We start from the raw sequence: 20,180 nt of genomic DNA on the forward strand, positions 1-20,180 counted from the left end.
CAGGATGAAGTGTGGAAACGGATGATAGCGAATTTTTACCACACTGGCGAATCAGGGCGCTTAACCAATGACAATCATTGCATGATAGAGTGTGGGATATCCTGAGTGCGATGAGAGGGTTACACCGTGCAACAAATCGATTTCTACATGGTAGATGCCTTTACCACTACGACGTTTGGCGGTAATGCCGCAGCAGTATGCCCGCTCGACGACTGGTTGCCCGATGAAATATTATTAAAAATGTCGCAGCAGCATAACCAGTCGGAAACCGCTTTTTTTGTCGCCAATGAGAATGGCTTCGAGCTGCGTTGGTTTACCACGCAAGGCGAAATTAACCTGTGTGGGCACGCCACGCTTGCCGCCGCACATGTCATCTTTGAACATCTGGATTTCCCGGAAGCGACCATCCATTTTGCCACCCATTTTGTGGGGCCACTGACGGTCACGCGCAGCGGTGATTGGCTGACGCTTGATTTTCCTGCCTGGCAAAGCGAACCTGTCGAACCGCCCGCCTTACTGCTGGAAACATTGGGCATCACCGAATATAAAGAAGTGCGCGTCGCGCGCGATTACATGGTCGTGATGGAGAATCAACAGCAGGTTGAGGCTGTGCGCCCGAATATCCACGCCATGATTCCCCTAGGGAAAATGGTATGTATCACCGCGCCGGGTGACGGAGAATACGATTTCGTCAGCCGTTTCTTCTGCCCGGGTGAAGCGGTCGCGGAAGACCCGGTCACCGGTTCGACGCATAGCATGCTGATTCCTTACTGGGCTGCAAAACTGAATAAAACGCAGATGCTGGCGCGCCAGGTCTCTGAACGCGGCGGCGATTTACGCTGCCAACTGACAGGAACGCGTGTTTATATTGGTGGACAAGCAGTAACTTATCTGACGGGTAAAGTGCTGTTACGCTAGCAGCCTTACCCGAATTAACCAATCCATGGAGGATTTATGGCAAACAAACTCGTGCAGATACACTTTGATTTTCCTGGTCCGTTTGGCGCTGAGATGTCACATCAGCTTGTTGAACTGGCAGAATCCATCAACCAGGAGCCGGGTTTCATCTGGAAAATCTGGACCGAGAACGCAGTAAACCACGAAGCGGGTGGCATCTACCTGTTTCAGGATGAAGACAGCGCTCTGGCCTATATCAAAAAACACACGGCCCGCCTGAAGCACCTGGGTGTGGATGACGTGACGTGCAAAATCTTCGATATCAATGAACCGTTAAGTAAGATTAACCACGGCCATATCGGCTAATTTTTGGCTTTAACGCCCCGCCCCGGGGCGCTTCTTCACTCCCCAGCTTTACCCTCATCAAAAGCGTTCCCCCTCTTTCACCGCGCCAGGATAGCTATATAACGTGGGTCACGTTTGCCTTAGTTCACAAAATCATCATCTGTGAAAACTATCACTAGCCGAACGCGGTATGAAAGCGTATAAAATAATACAAACAGTATTATTTTATACAAAATGAATTACCACTAACTACAGGAGATTCTCTTATGTCCGTGGACATTACATTGAACTCATCTGCAGGAGGTTTTCCGCCTGCAGGTCATTACTCACACAGTACAACGGCTGGCGGATTCGTCTTCATTTCTGGTCAGTTGCCGGTCACAAGTGATGGCGAAAAAAAAACCGAGGCCTCTTTTGAAGAGCAGACGCGGCTGGTACTGCAGAATATTGATGCCTGCCTGGCTGGCGCTGGGGTTTCTCGACAGCACCTGGTGTCAGTACGCGTCTATGTGACAGATATCAACCAATGGCCAACGTTTAACAAAATCTATGGGGAGTGGATCGGTGATTTCCGGCCCTCCCGCGCGGTAGCGGGCGTTGCAGAGCTTCATTATGGTTTCGCGCTGGAAGTTGAAGCTATTGCCCTGGCCCCACAAGCATGACGTTTAACGACATACAGGTGAACAACAATGACTGAAATGACACTGCCTGATTATAACGATGTTGCCGCCGCGGCAGAGCGCATCGCCGACTATGCCAACAAAACGCCGGTGATGACCTCCCGAACGGTTAATGACGAATTTGGTGCTGAAGTTTTCTTCAAGTGCGAAAACTTCCAGAGAATGGGCGCGTTTAAATTTCGCGGAGCCATGAATGCGTTACGCCAGTTCACGCCAGAACAACGCGCTGCGGGCGTCGTCACCTTTTCGTCCGGCAACCATGCGCAGGCCATTGCCCTGTCGGCAAAATTGTTGGGGATCCCGGCGACGATTATCATGCCGCATGATGCCCCGGCGGCTAAAGTTGCAGCCACAAAAGGCTATGGTGGAAATGTGGTGATTTACGATCGCTATACCGAAGATCGTGAAAAAATCGGACGGGAGCTGGCAGAGAAACAAGGATTGACGCTGATCCCGCCATACGACCATCCGCACGTGATTGCGGGCCAGGGTACCGCCACAAAAGAGCTGATTGAAGAAGTGGGTCAGCTAGACGTTCTTTTCGTGTGTCTGGGCGGTGGCGGCCTGCTTTCGGGCTCCTCACTGGCAGCCAGACATCTGTCACCTGACTGCATCATCTATGGTGTCGAGCCGGAGGCAGGAAACGATGGTCAACAATCGTTTCGCAGCGGAAAGATTGTTCATATCGATACGCCGAAAACCATTGCTGACGGTGCTCAGACCCAACATCTCGGGAATATTACGTTTCCGATTATCCAGCGAAATGTGCACGATATTCTGACTGTCTCAGACGATGAATTAGTCGCCTCGATGAAATTTATCGCTGAGCGAATGAAAATTGTCGTGGAGCCGACTGGCTGTCTGGGTTTTGCCGCCGCCAGAGCGCGCAAAGCTGAACTTCGCGGCAAAAAAATCGGCATTATCATCAGCGGTGGGAACGTGGATATCAGCCGCTACAGTGAATTCCTTGCCGGGTAATCAAGAAGGTATCTGCCATGCGGATACCTTATTACCGTCTGAACACTCGCGTCTGGAAAAGCGAACCCTGCTCACTGTAAACTGCCCGCAATCATGGCAACAGGTATCACCGCAGGAGACTGGCATGCCAAAAACCGTTAACAACTCACTTCTCAGCCAAATTGACACTATCGCCAGGGGCTTGAGCGAGACCTTTTCTCCGTTTTGCGAAGTGGTGGTTCACGATCTCAAAAATCCTGAACATGCCATTTTATCCATCCATAATAACCTGTCCGGGCGAGAACCCGGTCAACCGGCAACAGAACTGGGTCTGGCGCGAATCGCATCGCCTGAATTTCCCAGCATTATTGCCAACTACAGCAACCAGTTTGCCGATGGCCGCCCGGTGAAAAGTACCTCCATCGGCATCAAGGATGACGAAGGCAAATACGTAGCAGCACTCTGTCTGAACGTGGATATGACGCTGTTTCGTGGCATGCAGAGTGCTCTTGCGCGTTTTACTGAAACCGCTGACTCTCCCATTAAGGAACATATCGATCCCGGCAGTAACGAAGTCATCCGCCAGCGTATCGATGACTTTGCCGCTAAATGCGCAACGACGGCCCGCGCCCTGAAACCTGAAGACCGTAAACGACTGATTCAACAATTACGCAAAGACGGTTTGCTGAACGTACGAAAATCTATGGACACAGTGGCGCAGCATCTGGGCGTCTCCAGAGCAACCGCGTATCTGTATGCCCGCCAGTCGGCTCAGGCTGGCGAATAAACCCGGTTATGCGGCGCTCAGCAAGGTATATCCGCCTGGCTCATGCAGCAAGCCAGCGCGGCATATTCCCCCAATCGCGGTGCATCCAGCCATTGATAAGTTCATTAAGTTGCTGACGATCCCGTAGGTGATTTTGCATATTTTGAATTCCTGATAATTGACTATTTTTGAACGTCTGCTACGCCTGTGTAATCTAATCCCGGGAATAGGCAAAAGTTCGATTTATTCAACAAGGTTACCCGCCGATAAAACAACGATTCCCTGTCGCTGCACAAAAAAATAAACCTTTATGATCGTGTGATTTTTTAACAACCACAGAGTGAGTGTTTTTTGTACAGACACAACAAAAATCACCGTCCGTTAATAACAGACTTCGCCTGATTTAATAAATATTCATAACCATTAAGCATGGCAACCCATTGATTTAAATGAATTAAAATACAAACAACTTCACATCATCAATAATAGACAGGCGGAATATATAAATAGCGTGATATCTAAATTATAATTCTTTTACATCCGGCTGATTGGTGAGGTTAGAATGCGGTTAATAGTCATGTTGGTAAGCGTTGTGCTCTCCACCCAGCTTTGGGCGGGTGAACTTTCCAGGCCCACCGGTAAAGTTCTTTTAACGTTATCCGGTAATATTGAAAATACAAATGAAGACGGGAAAGCGGTTTTTGATACCGCCAGCCTTGAGAAGCTGGGCATGGTAAGTTTTCAGACCACCTCCCCCTGGTATAATGGACGTACGACCTTTACGGGTATTCCACTACAAAAACTCATGGATTATGTTGGAGCGAGCGGCTCCGTTGTAAAGGTTACTGCGCTTAATGACTACACCACCGTTATCCCTCTCAGTGATTTCAAAAAATACAATGCCATCCTTGCTTTAAAAATCAACGGAAAATATATGCGCATCCGTGATAAAGGCCCATTATTCATTGTGTATCCCTATGACAGCATGCCGGAACTAAATAATCAGATTTATTATTCAAGGTCTGCATGGCAGGTCAGTAGTATGGATATTGAGTAAGCGTTCAGAGGAACATCATGAACAGAATACTGGCTGGCATAATCTTTTTTCTTTTTATATCGACCGGATATATCTCTTTCCTCGTGCATGAAAGGCAACAAGAGCTACAGAAACTGACTCACTACACCGATTCCTGGTCTGCCGCTCAGTTGGTATCTCAATATTACCGATTTGAATCGTTGCTTGGTCTTTACACTATCGATGATACGATGAATCTTGATGATGTACGCATGCGTCTCGACATTATGCTCAGCCAGAGTGATTTGATAAAAGAAGGTGATTTGGGGCGCTACATAGAAAGCAACATTGCCCACCGTGAGCTAGCGGTAACACTTGAAAATACCCTTAGTTATCTGGATGATAATCTCGAGAAAATGAACCGTCCAGCACTCCAGGCGTATCTGAAAAAAATGCATACCCTGGATGCACAACTTGGACGTCTTTCATCCGGCGCATTAAACAAAGATGTTAACTCGATTAATAACGCCAACCAAAAAATTCAAACGCTGTACTATATTTACTCAACGACATCTGTACTGCTAATAATACTGAGTGCGATTCTGGGTGTACTCATTTTTTATCAAAACAGAAATATTCTGCGGGCGCACCTTCAGGTCAAGAGTCTTGCCGAAGAACTGCAGAAATCGAAGGAAAAGCTACAAATTCAGAATGCCAAACTGGAATATGACGTTTACCATGACTCGCTCACCGAGATGAATAACCGCCAGCTATTCTGGAGCGATTTAAATAAAACAATCGAAATGGCAGAGAAAAATAACGATGCTGTGACGGTGATGTTGTTTGATTTAGATCGATTCAAAGAGGTCAATGATACGTATGGTCATGATGCCGGTGATATGTTACTGCGCCAGATATCCGAACGTCTGATTTCGACAAGCCTTACGTCGGATACGTTGTATCGCTTAGGCGGGGATGAGTTTGCGTTTCTCTCAAGTGGTCTGACAGAAAGTCGGGCCGTTTCGCGAGCACAGAAAATATGTGAGTTTATCAGCCAGCCCTACACCATTTACAACACAATTATCAACATAACCACCTGTGTTGGCATTGTTATCTCAGAAAATGAGCGTCGCTCTGACTATCTTTATAAATTTGCCGATCTGGCCCTTTATGAAGCCAAAAATGAAGGCTCTGGCAAAATAAAAGTCTTCCGGCAACGAATGTTAGAAAAATTGCAGGAAAGCAGAACGCTTGAGCATGATATGGCATTAGCAATAGTGAACAAAGAGTTCGTGGTTTATTACCAGCCTATTGTCGATTCTTTCAGTCAGAAAATATACAGCTATGAGGCGCTTATTCGTTGGGTCCATCCTCTCAAGGGCCTCTTGTCACCGGATAGCTTTATTCCTGTTGCTGAAAAAACAGGGATGATTAATGAGATGGGGAAAGCGGTGCTCGAAATTGCCTGCAGGGAAGCCGCGGGTTGGGCGGTTCCGGCTAAAATTTCAGTCAATGTCTCCCCTGTCCAGCTAAGCAGCAAGGCCTTTGCAGGAATCGTGTTAACCATTCTGAAAGAAACTGGACTTCCACCTGACCGCCTCGAACTGGAAGTGACTGAATCCTCTCTCTTTACCGAGAGTGCTACGCCGATAAATACGCTTAATAAGCTCCGGGCCCTGGGGGTAAAAATCTCCATCGATGATTTTGGTACCGGATACTCTTCTCTTTCGCGCCTCAGCAGACTGGCCTTCGATAAAATCAAAATAGACAAGTCCTTTGTGCATTCGATATCTACGCAGGAAGACGCCCTGACTATCATCAAACTGATCACGGGCATGGCGAAATCTCTCAATATGAAAGCTGTTGCAGAAGGTGTTGAAACGCAGGAGCAACTGACAAGACTTCAGGCTCTGGGCTGCGATTTCGCGCAAGGATATCTGTTTGGCAAACCTCAGCCTTGTATCGATGAGGAAATCAGAAACGGTTAAATCGCGGTCGGCACATTTGCCCGTGGGTGCGGGCCGCGTTTTCTCATCGATTACACACCGTGAAAATTATCCCTGCTTAAACGCATCAGAAAACGGCAGGGATAACCTTCCCGAACAACGGATATTTCTGCCCCAGATTTACTCGCCATCAGGCTAATTAATCATTAACCGTAGGGCTAAATCCTTCGGATAAGGATCAAAATAGTTCTGGGTAAGTAAATAGCTGTCTGGGTATTCAGCAAGGTAGTGCTTGAGCAGAGTCAGTGGCGCCAATATTGGCAGCAGTCCGCCGCTATAGTTGAGGATAACGTCACGCAACTCTCCGCGCTGGCGGGTGTTCAACCGATCGCGGAAGTAGCCCTGAATATGCATCAGTACGTTGGTATGATTTTTCCGTGAGGCGGGCGTTTTGAGGATCGCCATTAGCTTTTCGCGATATACCACGAAAAAAGCGTCCAAATCATCCCACTGATGGAGCGATGCCACGAAAGGGCCAATATCCCGGTAACCCGCCTGGTGATGAGCCAAAAGCTGGAGCTTATAGCGGCTGTGGAAGTTGAGTAAACCGTGGCGAGTAAGACCAGTGGCTCGCAGCATATTAAGTTCATGTAACGCGAACACTCGCTCGACAAAGTTCTCCCTCAGCACCGGATCGTGCAAGCGGCCATCTTCTTCGACCGGCAACCATGGGTAGGTTTCCATTAAGGTGCCGGTAAACAGACCGGTTCCCTCTTTTCGCCCACGATTTCCCTTTTCGTCATACAGCCTCACTCTCTCCATTCCGCAGCTCGGTGATTTAGCACAGACGATAAAACCCGACAGACCGCCAAGCCCATTGATATATGAAGCGGTGAAATCGGACATTTTATCGGTGACATCCTCACCAGGCGCATGGCTAAAACACATGCGGATATTCCCCTGGGCGGTTTGAACCAAACGCAACGCGGGGCGTGGTACAGGCAAACCGATGGACATCTCCGGGCAGACAGGTTTAAAAGTCACCCACTGAGCCAGCTCGTCCATCACAAATCCCATCCGTTTATGCCCGCCGTCAAATCGCACGGCTGAGCCGGTTAAACATCCACTAATCCCGATGACAGGTTGAGTGTTCATAACGCCCCCTCTTTTTTTGACGCCCTTTTTCGGGAAGAAAAGTATGACTGTTTCACTAATAAATCATAGCGTACGTTATTTATCTGTCGCAGGCTCCCTACGAAAAACAGGTTAACCAATTTAAGAAAATATGCGCAGCGAAAGTTGGTAATTCCCCTGAACGGTTCTATAGTCGGGACTGCTTCTCATTACAGGGTTCACTAATGCGATTTAACGGACTGACTAAAGGTTTCTTCATTTTCATACTTGCCCTTGTGACCTGGGCGTTCTTCGATGTGTTGTCTCCCTATTTCTCTGCCATTTTGTGGGCCGCAATCTTAACCACCATCTTTAACCCGGTGAAAAACAGACTGCGCAGCGCGCTTGGCGAACGTAACGGGCTGGCGTCACTGCTCACCATCGGCATCATCTGTCTGATTGTTTTTATCCCACTGATGGTGATCTTCTCCTCGTTGGCTATTGAGCTGAACGTGGTGTATGCCAAATTACAACAAAACGACACTCAGTTCCCGGAAGTGGTCACCGCCATTATTTCGTATCTTCCTGACTGGGCCAGAGGATTCCTCGCAGAACATAATCTGGATAACGTCGCGCAGATCCAGAAAAAACTGTCCGACGTTGTACTGCAGGGTGGACAGTACCTCGCCGGCAGCGCGTTCCTGATTGGTAAAGGGACATTCGGCTTTGCTATTAGCTTTGGCATCATGCTGTATCTGCTGTTTTTCTTACTGAAGGACGGGCCGTACCTGGTGCGCCAGATTCTGGACTCATTACCGCTTTCTGATTTTGCCAAACAGCACCTGTTTGCCAAATTCGTCGGCGTGACGCGGGCAACGGTCAAGGGCACAGCGGTCGTGGCGTTGGTTCAGGGTATTCTTGGCGGCATCGCGTTTGCAATTGTCGACATCGACGGCAGCGTCCTGTGGGGCGCGCTGATGGCGTTTCTCTCCCTCGTGCCCGCGGTCGGCTCAGCGATCGTCTGGGTACCTGCGGCAATCTTCCTCTTCGCCACGCACCAGCTGTGGCAAGGGCTGTTTATCGTTGGCTTCTTCGTGATTATCGTCGGGCTGGTGGACAATATCCTGCGCCCGCTACTGGTGGGTAAAGACACCAAAATGCCGGATTATCTGATTCTGATTTCCACTCTCGGCGGAATGGAGATCTACGGCATTAACGGCTTTGTGATTGGCCCCCTGATTGCCGCACTGTTCATTACCTGCTGGAACCTGTTTTCCGGGCGCGATCATGAAGGTAACGTGGAAGGAATCGACGAAGCCTTTATGGAAGAAGGAAAAAATCCTCCAGATTTATGATGGCAGGACGATAACAGAAGGCGGTCCTGAGACCGCCTTTTTTATTTTCACGCAAAATCATACGTTTCCTATAATTTCAATCATGCTTATTCATTAATCGTCGCAGAAGGAACTAATCAGTGCGAATTGCCACAATCACCAACTGGGCCTACAGCGCGACGGTGTGTCTGACCATTGCCTCCGGCGTTGTCATGTTGATGGCCTCCAGCGCCGATAACACCGAACGCCAGGTGGTGGAGCAACGTTATCAATTCGATCAACTGACCGAAGAAGTCGAGCTCGATGCCTGGTCGCTGTCCAGTCTGGCACGCGAATATGTTATTGCAAAAGACCCGGAAGCGCTTAACGCATACCGCCAGAAAGAAGCGTCGCTGAAAGCCGTTGAACAGCGGCTGTCGAAACTAAAAGACATTGGGGCGACGGATGAAGAGCTGTCGCTATTGCATGAAGGGCTGCAGATTGTTGATGCCCTGCAGGATGAGCAAGCTGCGGCGCTTGCCAGCGTCGCGCGCGGTGAAGAGTCGCAGGCCATCGCCCTGCTGTATGGCAAATCCTATGAACAGGAACTGGAGCGAGCCCAGGACCGGATAGATCATTTCCGTCAGTTACTCGACAGCCGCGTACGCAACACCATTGAAGATGCCACTCAGACATCGCGCACGCTACGTACGGCTTCGGAAGTGATGGTCGGGCTGACGGCGCTGTTATTTTTGTTCGTTCTCGGTTTTATTTTAAAACGCCGCGTACTGCGTCCCGTGGTGCGTTTGAGCGATGTGGTTAACCGTCTGGCATCGCAGGATTACGCCGTTGAGACACCCAGCTTTAATCAGATCGATGAAATCGGCGATATGGCACAGGCGATCCGCATTTTTCGCGAGAACGGCCTGGCACGTCAGCGACTGGAGAAAGAACGAGACGCCGACTGGGCAATCCGCGAGCTGCTCGCACGTATGACTCAACGTTTGCAAGGCTGCGAGAATTTTGCCGATGTCATTAATGTGGCAGAGCTGTTTGCGCCGAATGTTGCTCCCGGTATTGCCGGGCGGCTTTACATACTGGATCGAGAGCCCTGGCAAATGCGCTGCGTTGCGCAATGGCTTTCACCGCAGGGCAAAGCGGATGCTTTCCACCCGGACGAATGCTGGGCAGTGCGCCGCGGTCAGAGCCATCCACCGGTGCAAGGCGAACCCGATATCGCCTGCTACCATCTACCGGAATCATGCCAGCAGCATACCCTATGCGTGCCACTGATTGCCCAGGGTGAAGCCATCGGCCTGCTCTCATTCCAGAACCTCAGCAATGATTCCGCTCCCTCTCGCGCGTATATGGAACTGATGGCGGAAGCACTCGGTCTGGCGTTAGCCAACCAGCGCCTGCGTGATGCGCTGCTGGAGAAAGCACTCTACGACCCGCTAACCGGCCTGCGCAACCGTCATCATCTGGAAGATACGCTGCGCACCCAGATGAGCCAGGCAGTGCGTAACAAAGAGCCAATCAGTTGTCTGATGATCGATATCGATCATTTCAAAAATATTAACGACCGCTTTGGCCATGAGGCGGGCGATAGCGTGATAAAAAGTATCGCCACCACTATTCAGCGCGTTGTCCATGACAGCGGCATGGCCTTCCGCTACGGCGGTGAAGAGTTTCTGGTGTTGCTGGCCAATACGGATGAGCAGGCCGCCAACCGCTTTGCGACAGATATTTATAATGGTGTACGCGAACTGTCGCTGCGCTTTGGACTCTCAGAGATTGGTCACGTTGATGTCTCTATCGGCGTTGCCAGCTATCCGCAGCACGCCCAGAGCGACAACCTTCTGCGCGCCGCAGACGTGGCGCTGTATCGCGCGAAAGAGTTAGGGCGTTCGCGCATCGTGAGCTTTGGCATGCTGGAAGCGAGCTAAGATACGTCTGTACGCCGTGCATTGCTTTACCTCTGCGCCAGGCGGTGATATGTTGACTGGATGAACACAAAACACAATATCACCGCGTTTAATCACAACCTGTGGTGGCTGCCTTCTTAAAGGCGGTCAGAATGTGTTTTCCCCATTTTAAATAACCGCCGAAAGGCGGTTATTTGCATTTAAAGACCCCTTTCGGTTTTTTGATTAAGGAGTCTTACATGAACAACAAAACTATCATCCTCACTGGCGATCGTCCCACTGGCCCGCTGCATCTCGGCCACTATGTTGGCTCTCTGCGCCAGCGCGCCACGCTGCAACATGATTATCAGCAGTTTATATTGGTTGCTGATCTGCAAGGGCTAACCGATAACGGCAGCACACCACAAAAGATCCGCAACAATATTCCCGAAGTGCTGGCTGATTACCTCGCCGCAGGAATCGACCCGTCACTCACCACCATTTGTCTGCAGTCGGCCCTGCCCGCCCTCGCTGAGCTGACCGCGCTTTATATGAACATTGTTACCGTGGCTCGCGTGGAGCGAAATCCTACGGTCAAAAACGAAATTGCGCAGAAAGGATTTGCCCGCTCGTTACCGGTTGGCTTTCTGGTTTATCCCATCAGCCAGGCGGCAGATATTACCGCCTTCAAAGCCGAGGTGGTTCCCGTCGGCGACGATCAGTTGCCCATGATCGAACAGACCAATGAGATCGTGCATAAGATGAATAGTCTGTTACCGACCTCTGTCTTGTCGCATTGTAAAGCGCTACTGAGTGAGACCAGCCGTCTTCCAGGGATCGACGGTAATGCCAAAATGTCAAAATCGCTCGGCAACACTCTACTCCTGTCCGCCAGTGAAGAGGATATTCATCATGCAGTCAGCGCAATGTACACCGATCCCAATCATCTAAAAGTGTCCGATCCGGGGCAGATTGACGGCAATATGGTATTTACTTACCTCGATGCTTTTCATCCGGATAAAGCGAAAGTGGCGGAGATGAAAGCACATTATCAGCGCGGCGGGCTGGGTGACCGGACATGCAAAAACGAGCTGGAGATGTGCTTGCAGGAGCTTATCGCCCCGATGCGCGAGCGGCGGGCAACCTACATCCAGGATAAAGGTATGCTGATGGCGATGCTCAAAAAAGGAAGCGAAGAGGCGCACGAGGTCACGCAGCAGACATTAAAAGAAGTAAAGCAAGGGCTGGGTTTGCCGGTGTTCTGAACTCGAAGCACTACAGGTTCGATAATTAAAGATAGCTCCCGACGAATGACAATCGCCGGGAGTAGCGCAGCCATGCGTTGACGCGTAAAGATAACCTCTGTCACAGAGGCTAATTAATTCGCTGTTTAATAATCCGCGCAATACGATATGTCGTTTTTTATGCAGTGCTATTTCTACCCGGCCCTTCAATTATTTCAGCTAATCATTATGAATTACCCATTACATGTACGGGTTCGAGATCCTCACCTTGCCTGAGATATGATTATTTGTTAAATTAACCGCATTAGCGTCAAATACATTGAGCATTACACAGACGCTATTTATACAATAATGAATGATGGAGTTAAAATGAAGTATGCGTTTGCATTAATGTTGAGTATTGTATTGTCAGGTTGTACCGCAAATGATTGGGTGGATGCTGCAAGTGGGATAATGCAGGCAAAAGGGTAATGACTCCAACTTACTGATAGTGTTTTATGTTCAGATAATGCCCGATGACCTTGTCATGCAGCTCCACCGATTTTGAGAACGACAGTGACTTCCGTCCCAGCCTTGCCAGATGTTGTCTCAGATTCAGGTTATGTCGCTCAATGCGCTGAGTGTAACGCTTGCTGATTACGTGCAGCTTTCCCTTCAGGCGGGATTCATACAGCGGCCAGCCATCCGTCATCCATACCACGACCTCAAAGGCCGACAGCAGGCTCAGAAGACGCTCCAGTGTGGCCAGAGTGCGTTCACCGAAGACGTGCGCCACAACCGTCCTCCGTATCCTGTCATACGCGTAAAACAGCCAGCGCTGACGTGATTTAGCACCGACGTAGCCCCACTGTTCGTCCATTTCCGCGCAGACGATGACGTCACTGCCCGGCTGTATGCGCGAGGTTACCGACTGCGGCCTGAGTTTTTTAAGTGACGTAAAATCGTGTTGAGGCCAACGCCCATAATGCGGGCGGTTGCCCGGCATCCAACGCCATTCATGGCCATATCAATGATTTTCTGGTGCGTACCGGGTTGAGAAGCGGTGTAAGTGAACTGCAGTTGCCATGTTTTACGGCAGTGAGAGCAGAGATAGCGCTGATGTCCGGCAGTGCTTTTGCCGTTACGCACCACCCCGTCAGTAGCTGAACAGGAGGGACAGCTGATAGAAACAGAAGCCACTGGAGCACCTCAAAAACACCATCATACACTAAATCAGTAAGTTGGCAGCATCACCCATTTTTGCGTCATCTTTGGTCTTCAATACAGCTCATTGCTATTGGACTGGGTGTGACGGTCATGATGGCATTTACAGCGGCGCATCTTCTGGATTATCCATTTTATGTATTGATGCTCTCCTGGGTTCCCGGGAGCGTGGAATCAATGTCCTTTGCGGCACTGGCGCTTAACGCGAATGCGAGTTTTGTGATGGCAAGCCATATTATACGCATGTTGCTCATCCAAACGATCCCTGCAATAGTTATCTACCGCAAAAGTGAGGTTATAGAAGGTAATAGCGCTAAAACCAGTAAGCCGACGAGGCCGCTGTAGGGGGTTATGACCTCCGTTATGAGCATATCGTTCGTTGCGAATTTTATACAGCTCATCATGAACAGCCCGTAGGTGGACAGGGAGATCATTCCGCTGGAGAACGCAAGTGCCATTGCTTTTGGCGAACAAACGTGCGTAGCTGACCACAAAAGCGGTTGTTAACATCTCCTGTTCCATCATCGATTCAGTAGTGATTTCAAACTTGGTCGTACGAAGCCGACGATAAATGTAACTAAGGCTTGTTGTAGTAGGTATTACCTTTATAAGTCTAATCAGACTTTCAATCTCTTTATCGCAACCGCTAATAATCTCCGCCCCTTTCTTCATTATTTGTTCAAAAGGCGCTCTTAGATCAGCTGGTAATTTGCTAAAAAATTCTTCAGAGACGCTGTAATAGTCGTTGCCTTCAAAAATAGGAGGTGGTGACATAGCCATCTGGGTAAACCCTGTGTTGAGAAATTGCACCATTTTCAAACTAACTGGCGGGGTTTATCAAGATAAATTAAAGTCTCCATTTGGCTTAGAAGCGGAAATACTTACTGAAGGTCGAGAGTACAACTGAATTTCAAAACCGGCTCAAAGCGCGGTATTGCCTACGGCACATGAAAATTATTCCTTGATGCATAACTTCTGCAAAATCTGCCAATTCTGTCCATTTATCCCGCCATAACCTTGCAAATTAGATTACCTTGTAAGTTTGGAAGGTCCAATGTCCGCTCTTCGCTCATAGCGGACTACGAAACTACCCCAGATTATTTCCTCGCTTCAAATCTCTTGCCTGAACTTTTCCTTCAGTCCCGCGAAGGACGACCACTACAGATCCGACATTGGGGTTTTCGGATCTGCGGAAACGGAAGCAGGCTCAGAGGATGTTCGTTACCGAGATGCGGCAGCAAACTTCCGCAAGTTATTGCAACTGGTGCCGGATGCCATCAAGCGTCTCCGGGAAAACAGCCAGCTTTTAAGCAGATGACAGCGGCAACGTTTGCTGACACCGGTCTGATCCCGATCCCTCAGCCTCTGATTGCAGAATTACTGCGGCCCTTTTAACGTGTATAACAGCGCTGGTTCTCCGGGCACTGACCAGCAGTTGTCTGCGCTTACGTCTTGCTTGCTATCGGTGGGTGCCCAAGATACATCAGGTCAGTGAGTGCGCCTCATGAGTTTACGGTATTGATAACTTCAGGAAATAGCAATCTCCGGTGCATGCTCCCTTATTTCTTTTAAAATAGCATTACTTAGCTCATAAATTTCACTGAAAAACGGAATATCTTTTTTTAAGACAGAGTACTGTTCTATGATCACGGTACGGTCATACAGCGCCTGCAATAGGCCTTCATATATAGAAAATTCGGCTTTAAAATACTCTAGATCCCATACAAGATTATGTTTGCCATTTATGTATGACTGCAGGCGGGGAATAAAAACCTGAGCTTCTTTGTTGATCTCCCCCCAAAGCCTCTCAGAAATTTCATTATCGTCAGCATCCTGGCCAATCCGGGCACTGAACAGGTCAAAATCATAGCGAAAGGGGTTCTGTTGCCTGTCCATTTCAATATGGTCTAGGTAGCCCGATGCTCGCATGGCCTCCGTCATTTCCCCGTCAAGCCCGGGAGAAGTTCTGTTTTCGAATGCGGCCTGAGTAATGTCGTTTAACGTCGTGACAGTCACTTCTCCGTCTGAGTCCCCCACGGTTTTGATACCGTGATTTTTTAAAATACCGAGTGCCGCTTCCACAAAACGAACCGTATTTTTAGCATGACTGGCGTGCGGCGAAACCTCAAGCGCGAATGCGGCCTCTTGTTCGGAAGCACGGCGGACCATATCAGGGACTGTCACCAGAAGCCCGCATCGTTCAAGTTCAGCAGGCGAGCAGAAATTCGCATCACTGACAAGATTTATGCCTGCTTTTTTAAAGCATTGCGCCACTAAGCGTGAACAAAACTGTTTTCTGCTGTTTTCACGGAATTTCCTCGTAAATTCAGGGCCTTTCACTAAAATGGCTTCAGCAACTGAATACTGGCTGCCCACAAGGTAACGGGCCTGATTGCACGCAATTGTTGTTATTTCTTGTCCCGGATCTTTGGCCAGCCTAAGGACTTTGAAATCAGATATGGCCCTTACCGCCGATCGGTTTGGAATACGACTGAATACGCCTCCGTCACTTGTGGCTTCAATAATCGTCCCGCCAACATATATCATTGCATGAGAGTAGTGGCTGCCGGTCTGCTGGCAGATTATATCTGAGTGCATTTCATACCCCCGCTCCAGAATAATATCTCCGGGACGGAGACTGCCATGACGCAGTATGAAATACGGGCCAGCATAATCATTCGAGCTTGTAAATTTTCCCATCTTTTAATCTCCATGTTGTATTTGTGTGTTTGATCTGTCCGGACTGCCGGAACTCGAATTTAACAATGGTCTCCCTTTATACTGATTTCCCGTTACGATCTATACTGACAGTTGCCAGGCCGCCCGGCGGGAGGCCTCGGACAGAGGCATATGGCAGGGCCGTTTCAAATTCACCTTTCATATTCAATTTCAATAGAAGAATGTAAAACCTTCCAGTAACAGACCGCAAGAGCTCGGGTACTGGGCGTTTTCGGATCTCAGATTACAACTGGAAGAAACTGCGTTCTTCGATAGCCAGTCTTTCAGCCTGACGATGGCATGCGGCATGTGGATGCCGGGTGATGAAGGTTCACTCTGTGCCAAATGCGGACTGTCAATCATACAATCGAACCGGCAGAACCTGGATATTTGTGCATTGTGGCTATAAGGAAACGATGAGCTGTAAGTTGGAATAACACTCCAATCGCAGTTAATCCTGCCTTCTACGGATGAACGGGCGCAGCAGAGTGTTCTGACACCGCAACTGGCGCGCTCGCCACAGTGCAACATCTGTAGGGCTGTCAGTCTACGAACATAATTTTATCGTATGTTTTATCGATTACTTTCTGCATCAGTGATCGTGCTTCACACGAAATGGATGTTATGATAGACATCGCTCAATCTGGTTTGTGATTGGTCAGATCGCACAATTCGGGCTGAGTTTCATTAAAGTGTTCTACTATTCCGCGCAGCTACTTAGAGTCCCAAAAATATGCAAACTCCATCGTGCACTGGCGATATTATATTATTCTCCCGCCCCAAAAAAAGCGCAAATATTGTCGTGCAGTCAGTCCTAACAAGACGCGACGCAAAGCATCATCATGTAGCTATTGCCCTCTATAATCACAGCTTGATTCATGCAATGCCTAAACTCGGAATTCATCTGCGCCCTTTAGTTGAGTATCTCAATGAAAACAAAGACTTCGTTGTTTTTCGGCACACAGCCTCTCTCAGTGAAATAAATTCTGAGTACCTTGAAAAACATTTGAGGCATCATCATCTACAGCGCTATAGTTTACTAAATGCTATATATACCAGCCCACGCCACTCATTTTGTTCAGAGCTTGCAGCCAAAGCTTACGAAAACTCGGGAATGCAACTAACTCATGGAAATAAAAAACCTAAAAGCGTACTTCCGTCAGATATATTTAATTACGTGAGTTCCAGCCCTGATTGGGTAGATATTACACAAAATTATAAATGTTTTTATTTTGACAACCCAGAATCAGGTTCGCTGATGCTGGGAGCCGAAGTTGAGCAAAAGTGTGTCGATTACACCCAACTGATGGGCTACGGTCAGCAATTATTCGTAAACAGATTTAACTCAGTCATAACAAATCGAGGGCATAGTGCTGACCTCCTGACTGCTCCCATGAGTTTTTGGACGAATAGCCTTGCCAAACGCGTGACAATTACAAATTTTCTTTGGTATTGGGGAAGAATGCTAAGTAGCCTTATCCGATACCCCTTTGAAAAATTGAAGAATAAGACCTTACCCAAGGATGAACTGCCTCTTAAAAAAAACAAAAACCGGACGAAGGAATAGGGTTGCTGACCTGTTGCCCGTTGATTTAGACACCTCAATGTTAGTGTTGGAGTTGAAGTTGCGAACTTCCGCTGTTCGCTCACAGCGGACCTTCACCTCAGTTACCTGGTCCGCTTCGTGCCAGGAGCGGACATTACCTAACACATTGGTAACCTTCACAGATTTACGCGTTCTACATAGTAAGCGTCGTATCTGATGAGTTATCATGTTTTAAATTATCCAACTGATAAATCCACCTGAATACTTTTCACTAATTTTGATTGCATAAAGATCATGAAGACTTAGAAATAAATCATTATCTTCTTTGAAAATTAACTCCTCATACTCTGCCATTATCAAACTATGCTGCGTTGTTATTTTAGATATGTTATCCATTTCACTGGCAAGCATGGATTTGTTTGCATTGGTGGATAGATCCATAGCAATAAATTTCCGCATCAATGGCATTAGTTGATTAGGGTCTATATTTTTTGTATTTTCCTTAGCTTTTTTTTGTCTTTCGGAATAGATGGTGTTAATCGTATTCGTATAATTTTTCGCTAAGCTCCTAAACTCTGGATATGAACCAGTAACTAATGCAAGCTCTTCGTACTTGAGGAATAAATCGGTCTTGCATTTTTTTACCGTTATTTCAAGATCTTCAACTCTTTTTTTAACCCTGTATTTGCTTTAATAATAGACATTGGGAGAGCTTCATAATGTTGGCCTAATTTTGAATCAGGGGTCATTGTCATATGTACTATTTCATTAGACATGAGCTGATAAGAACCAGATAACTCTCCATACTTTAGAAATAGTTCATTATGTGAAGAAGAACAAGAATTTTGTAATTCCATCATTGGCCTAAAGTAATCCTTTATAAGCTCCTCCTGAAGACCTTGGTCTTTTTTGTAGCTCTCTAGAATCCCAGCAAAAAGAAATGACCCTAAAGATATAGAGACTAGGGCAATTAGCAATTGACTAAGAAATGATTGTGCTCCATTACTCATGAATTATCCTTAAAAACTAACATGAAAAAAAGTGGCTCCTGACAGGGAGGAAACGATAGGTCGGAAACAAACTTAACTGATGGGTTAGCCATAGTCCAGAACCTTGTTTAAACACTTAGTGTGACTGTATGCATCTCAGAAATTTGTGCCAATAACATTTGAAGCCTTATAATTTATTTAAATCGAAGTCAGTTACTCGCTCACAGCGGACCTGACAACCAACAGATTGGTCCGTTCTGTGCTAGCAGCGGACATTAATCCCATTTTTATGTTAATCACCTTGCCAGTACGCGCATTTAGACGTGAATACTATTGACGGTGGAGGACTACATCGTTATTAATATATTCTTATTTTTCAGTATGATATTTTTGGTGGCCAGATGTGATTTCTTTCCGAACGATGACAAAAGATGAGTACCCGGCTTATCTCGAATATTTTGTTAATGACTATGCATATGAGATCGAATCAAACTACGGGGCATCGCTTCGTGATTCTCTTGTCAGAGCGAAGCTGGAAATTTCGGAAATGCTTCCCGATGGAGTTAATACACATGGGCAAGTATTAATGTGTATTGATGCTCAGTCGGACAAGACTAACAACCATATAGGTTATCTTTGGTATAAACCAGACTCGACTAAGCACACTATTTTTATCTACGATTTTCATATTTTCAACTCCTGTCAGGGGTTGGGGCTTGGCAAACAATCTCTACGTGCTTTTGAAGTGTATCTGAAGGCGAAGGGTTTTAAAGAGATCAGATTGCGTGTTGCAGGTGATAATGCCCGCGCCCGGCATGTCTATGAAGCCAGTGGATTCGGGGTTACAGGTATCAATATGAGTAAAATTATTACGGACTGAGACACTGACACTAAATAAAAGTCAGCGGCATCTTCGAAACCATGTCCGCTCCTCGCCCACTACGGACATTCGCTCAGTTAGCTTATCCGATCAGTACCAGAAACAGACGAGCTTGTCCTTACAGAACTTAAACGCGGGTCAGAACATGTCCCATCACGTCAACAAAGCATCTGTCGATGCTCAGCTAGTGGAGATGCAGGAAAACCACAAAATCAACAAATGTTTAAAATAATAATTTTGTTTAATTTAAAATAAAGTCATGCTACCGTGCTACTACACTTTCTTTAGGGCAAATCTGACACATGTCTATCGTACGCTACCCCACGACCAAGCCTTTTCCCTTTTCAGACGCCGTGCAGGTGAACGGGTTTGTTTTTCTTTCAGGCCATGTCGCCATGAGCCCCGAAGGTGAACCGTTGTATGGATCTGTCACCCAGCAGACCCGGCATATCATGCACGCCATCCGGGAAACTCTGGCGCGGGCGCATACGACGCTGAACCACATTGAAAGTCCAGGTTTGGTTAAGCAGCATGGAGCACTTTAGCGAATTCAATGTTGCTTACAGCGCGTTCTTCCCGGAAGGTTTCCCCGCAAGGAGCGTCGTCACCAGTCACCTTGCATTTGATTTAGACGTCGAAATAGAAGTCCAGGCCGTTGTCTGAT

At 47.7% G+C, this 20,180-nt stretch carries 18 protein-coding genes and 3 pseudogenes; 14 read left to right on the forward strand and 7 right to left on the reverse strand.

Annotated features, from left to right (window positions below):
- Positions 1-126 precede the first annotated feature (126 nt).
- The 7 genes from HV302_RS13435 to HV302_RS13465 all read left to right on the forward strand — a co-directional run bounded on the left by HV302_RS13435 (position 127) and on the right by HV302_RS13465 (position 6,648).
- Positions 127-918 carry a PhzF family phenazine biosynthesis protein gene (locus tag HV302_RS13435; protein ID WP_049040335.1) on the forward strand — a complete coding sequence of 264 codons (792 nt, stop codon included), beginning with the start codon at positions 127-129 and terminating at the stop codon, positions 916-918.
- A gap of 36 nt (positions 919-954) precedes the next feature.
- Complete coding sequence (locus HV302_RS13440; RefSeq protein WP_103928180.1) at positions 955-1,263, forward strand: monooxygenase; 309 nt, start codon at positions 955-957, stop codon at positions 1,261-1,263.
- 245 nt (positions 1,264-1,508) lie between these two features.
- Positions 1,509-1,904, forward strand: coding sequence for a RidA family protein (locus HV302_RS13445; protein WP_019076721.1), 396 nt, complete (start codon positions 1,509-1,511; stop codon positions 1,902-1,904).
- A 27-nt stretch (positions 1,905-1,931) separates the two neighbouring features.
- On the forward strand, positions 1,932-2,900 hold the full coding sequence (locus HV302_RS13450) for a threo-3-hydroxy-L-aspartate ammonia-lyase (protein WP_016156418.1): 969 nt from the start codon (positions 1,932-1,934) through the stop codon (positions 2,898-2,900).
- A 124-nt stretch (positions 2,901-3,024) separates the two neighbouring features.
- Complete coding sequence (locus tag HV302_RS13455; protein ID WP_103928178.1) at positions 3,025-3,666, forward strand: helix-turn-helix transcriptional regulator; 642 nt, start codon at positions 3,025-3,027, stop codon at positions 3,664-3,666.
- A 541-nt stretch (positions 3,667-4,207) separates the two neighbouring features.
- Complete coding sequence (locus tag HV302_RS13460) at positions 4,208-4,702, forward strand: molybdopterin-dependent oxidoreductase (RefSeq protein WP_016152974.1); 495 nt, start codon at positions 4,208-4,210, stop codon at positions 4,700-4,702.
- 17 nt (positions 4,703-4,719) lie between these two features.
- Positions 4,720-6,648: a putative bifunctional diguanylate cyclase/phosphodiesterase gene (locus HV302_RS13465; protein WP_181625949.1), complete on the forward strand. Its 1,929-nt coding sequence runs from the start codon at positions 4,720-4,722 to the stop codon at positions 6,646-6,648.
- A 153-nt stretch (positions 6,649-6,801) separates the two neighbouring features.
- On the opposite strand, the gene HV302_RS13470 is transcribed toward HV302_RS13465, so the two are convergent.
- A complete protein-coding gene (locus HV302_RS13470; protein ID WP_019076716.1) occupies positions 6,802-7,761 on the reverse strand; it encodes a YbgA family protein in 960 nt (319 codons plus the stop codon).
- A 203-nt stretch (positions 7,762-7,964) separates the two neighbouring features.
- Here HV302_RS13470 and HV302_RS13475 point away from each other — a divergent pair, with 203 nt between their 5' ends.
- The 3 genes from HV302_RS13475 (at position 7,965) to trpS (ending at position 12,201) form a co-directional block, all read left to right on the forward strand.
- Positions 7,965-9,074 (forward strand): AI-2E family transporter, encoded by a 1,110-nt coding sequence (locus HV302_RS13475; protein ID WP_016156415.1) that lies wholly within the window; start codon positions 7,965-7,967, stop codon positions 9,072-9,074.
- 119 nt (positions 9,075-9,193) lie between these two features.
- On the forward strand, positions 9,194-10,978 hold the full coding sequence (locus tag HV302_RS13480) for a sensor domain-containing diguanylate cyclase (protein ID WP_181625950.1): 1,785 nt from the start codon (positions 9,194-9,196) through the stop codon (positions 10,976-10,978).
- A 218-nt stretch (positions 10,979-11,196) separates the two neighbouring features.
- Positions 11,197-12,201 (forward strand): tryptophan--tRNA ligase, encoded by a 1,005-nt coding sequence (trpS, locus tag HV302_RS13485; RefSeq protein WP_053389369.1) that lies wholly within the window; start codon positions 11,197-11,199, stop codon positions 12,199-12,201.
- Positions 12,202-12,661: 460 nt separating this feature from the next.
- Here trpS and HV302_RS13490 read toward each other — a convergent pair.
- Positions 12,662-13,359, reverse strand: a protein-coding gene (locus HV302_RS13490) for an IS1 family transposase (RefSeq protein ID WP_223429336.1) whose coding sequence is annotated in 2 segments (ribosomal slippage) — positions 12,662-13,110 and positions 13,110-13,359 — 699 coding nt in all. Because the reading frame shifts where the segments join, the coding sequence is not laid out codon by codon here.
- Between the two features lie 117 nt (positions 13,360-13,476).
- Between HV302_RS13490 and HV302_RS28305 the strand changes: the two are divergent.
- A pseudogene (locus tag HV302_RS28305) lies at positions 13,477-13,602 on the forward strand (AbrB family transcriptional regulator); the annotation flags it as partial.
- On the opposite strand, the gene HV302_RS13500 reads toward HV302_RS28305, so the two are convergent.
- The 3 genes and pseudogenes from HV302_RS13500 to HV302_RS28310 all read right to left on the reverse strand — a co-directional run.
- On the reverse strand, positions 13,558-14,163 hold the full coding sequence (locus HV302_RS13500; protein WP_326928710.1) for a hypothetical protein: 606 nt from the start codon (positions 14,161-14,163) through the stop codon (positions 13,558-13,560). The pseudogene HV302_RS28305 and the gene HV302_RS13500 overlap by 45 nt on opposite strands.
- Positions 14,164-14,910: 747 nt before the next feature.
- The gene (locus HV302_RS13505; protein ID WP_181625951.1) at positions 14,911-16,083 is read right to left on the reverse strand and encodes a YiiX/YebB-like N1pC/P60 family cysteine hydrolase; all 1,173 of its coding nucleotides are present in this window, start codon (positions 16,081-16,083) and stop codon (positions 14,911-14,913) included.
- 468 nt (positions 16,084-16,551) lie between these two features.
- A pseudogene (locus HV302_RS28310) lies at positions 16,552-16,736 on the reverse strand (IS630 family transposase); the annotation flags it as partial.
- Between the two features lie 248 nt (positions 16,737-16,984).
- Between HV302_RS28310 and HV302_RS13510 the strand changes: the two are divergent.
- A complete protein-coding gene (locus HV302_RS13510; protein ID WP_326928711.1) occupies positions 16,985-17,668 on the forward strand; it encodes a hypothetical protein in 684 nt (227 codons plus the stop codon).
- A gap of 210 nt (positions 17,669-17,878) precedes the next feature.
- On the opposite strand, the gene HV302_RS28315 is transcribed toward HV302_RS13510, so the two are convergent.
- Positions 17,879-18,088: a hypothetical protein gene (locus HV302_RS28315; protein WP_326928712.1), complete on the reverse strand. Its 210-nt coding sequence runs from the start codon at positions 18,086-18,088 to the stop codon at positions 17,879-17,881.
- Positions 18,089-18,294: 206 nt separating this feature from the next.
- Entirely contained in the window at positions 18,295-18,657 is a 363-nt protein-coding gene (locus HV302_RS28320) for a hypothetical protein (RefSeq protein WP_326928713.1), read from the reverse strand.
- Between the two features lie 382 nt (positions 18,658-19,039).
- Between HV302_RS28320 and HV302_RS13520 the strand changes: the two genes are divergently transcribed.
- Both HV302_RS13520 and HV302_RS13525 read left to right on the forward strand, forming a co-directional pair.
- Entirely contained in the window at positions 19,040-19,516 is a 477-nt protein-coding gene (locus HV302_RS13520) for a GNAT family N-acetyltransferase (RefSeq protein WP_095715934.1), read from the forward strand.
- A gap of 395 nt (positions 19,517-19,911) precedes the next feature.
- Positions 19,912-20,179: pseudogene (locus HV302_RS13525) on the forward strand (RidA family protein).
- The last annotated feature ends 1 nt before the right edge of the window (position 20,180 follow it).

It is taken from the genome of Citrobacter sp. RHBSTW-00859, assembly GCF_013729795.1.
Taxonomy (GTDB): Bacteria; Pseudomonadota; Gammaproteobacteria; order Enterobacterales; family Enterobacteriaceae; genus Citrobacter; species Citrobacter braakii.

Bases quoted from the DNA above. Each gene is read 5' to 3' on its own strand.
- HV302_RS13465 (WP_181625949.1), top strand. From the start codon at position 4,720: ATGAACAGAATACTGGCTGGCATAATCTTTTTTCTTTTTATATCGACC.
- HV302_RS28315 (WP_326928712.1), bottom strand. From the start codon at position 18,088: ATGGATCTATCCACCAATGCAAACAAATCCATGCTTGCCAGTGAAATG.
- HV302_RS13455 (WP_103928178.1), top strand. From the start codon at position 3,025: ATGCCAAAAACCGTTAACAACTCACTTCTCAGCCAAATTGACACTATC.
- HV302_RS13510 (WP_326928711.1), top strand. From the start codon at position 16,985: ATGCCTAAACTCGGAATTCATCTGCGCCCTTTAGTTGAGTATCTCAAT.
- HV302_RS28320 (WP_326928713.1), bottom strand. From the start codon at position 18,657: ATGAGTAATGGAGCACAATCATTTCTTAGTCAATTGCTAATTGCCCTA.
- HV302_RS13500 (WP_326928710.1), bottom strand. From the start codon at position 14,163: ATGGCTATGTCACCACCTCCTATTTTTGAAGGCAACGACTATTACAGC.
- HV302_RS13440 (WP_103928180.1), top strand. From the start codon at position 955: ATGGCAAACAAACTCGTGCAGATACACTTTGATTTTCCTGGTCCGTTT.
- HV302_RS13460 (WP_016152974.1), top strand. From the start codon at position 4,208: ATGCGGTTAATAGTCATGTTGGTAAGCGTTGTGCTCTCCACCCAGCTT.
- HV302_RS13505 (WP_181625951.1), bottom strand. From the start codon at position 16,083: ATGGGAAAATTTACAAGCTCGAATGATTATGCTGGCCCGTATTTCATA.
- HV302_RS13445 (WP_019076721.1), top strand. From the start codon at position 1,509: ATGTCCGTGGACATTACATTGAACTCATCTGCAGGAGGTTTTCCGCCT.
- trpS (WP_053389369.1), top strand. From the start codon at position 11,197: ATGAACAACAAAACTATCATCCTCACTGGCGATCGTCCCACTGGCCCG.
- HV302_RS13450 (WP_016156418.1), top strand. From the start codon at position 1,932: ATGACTGAAATGACACTGCCTGATTATAACGATGTTGCCGCCGCGGCA.
- HV302_RS13475 (WP_016156415.1), top strand. From the start codon at position 7,965: ATGCGATTTAACGGACTGACTAAAGGTTTCTTCATTTTCATACTTGCC.
- HV302_RS13470 (WP_019076716.1), bottom strand. From the start codon at position 7,761: ATGAACACTCAACCTGTCATCGGGATTAGTGGATGTTTAACCGGCTCA.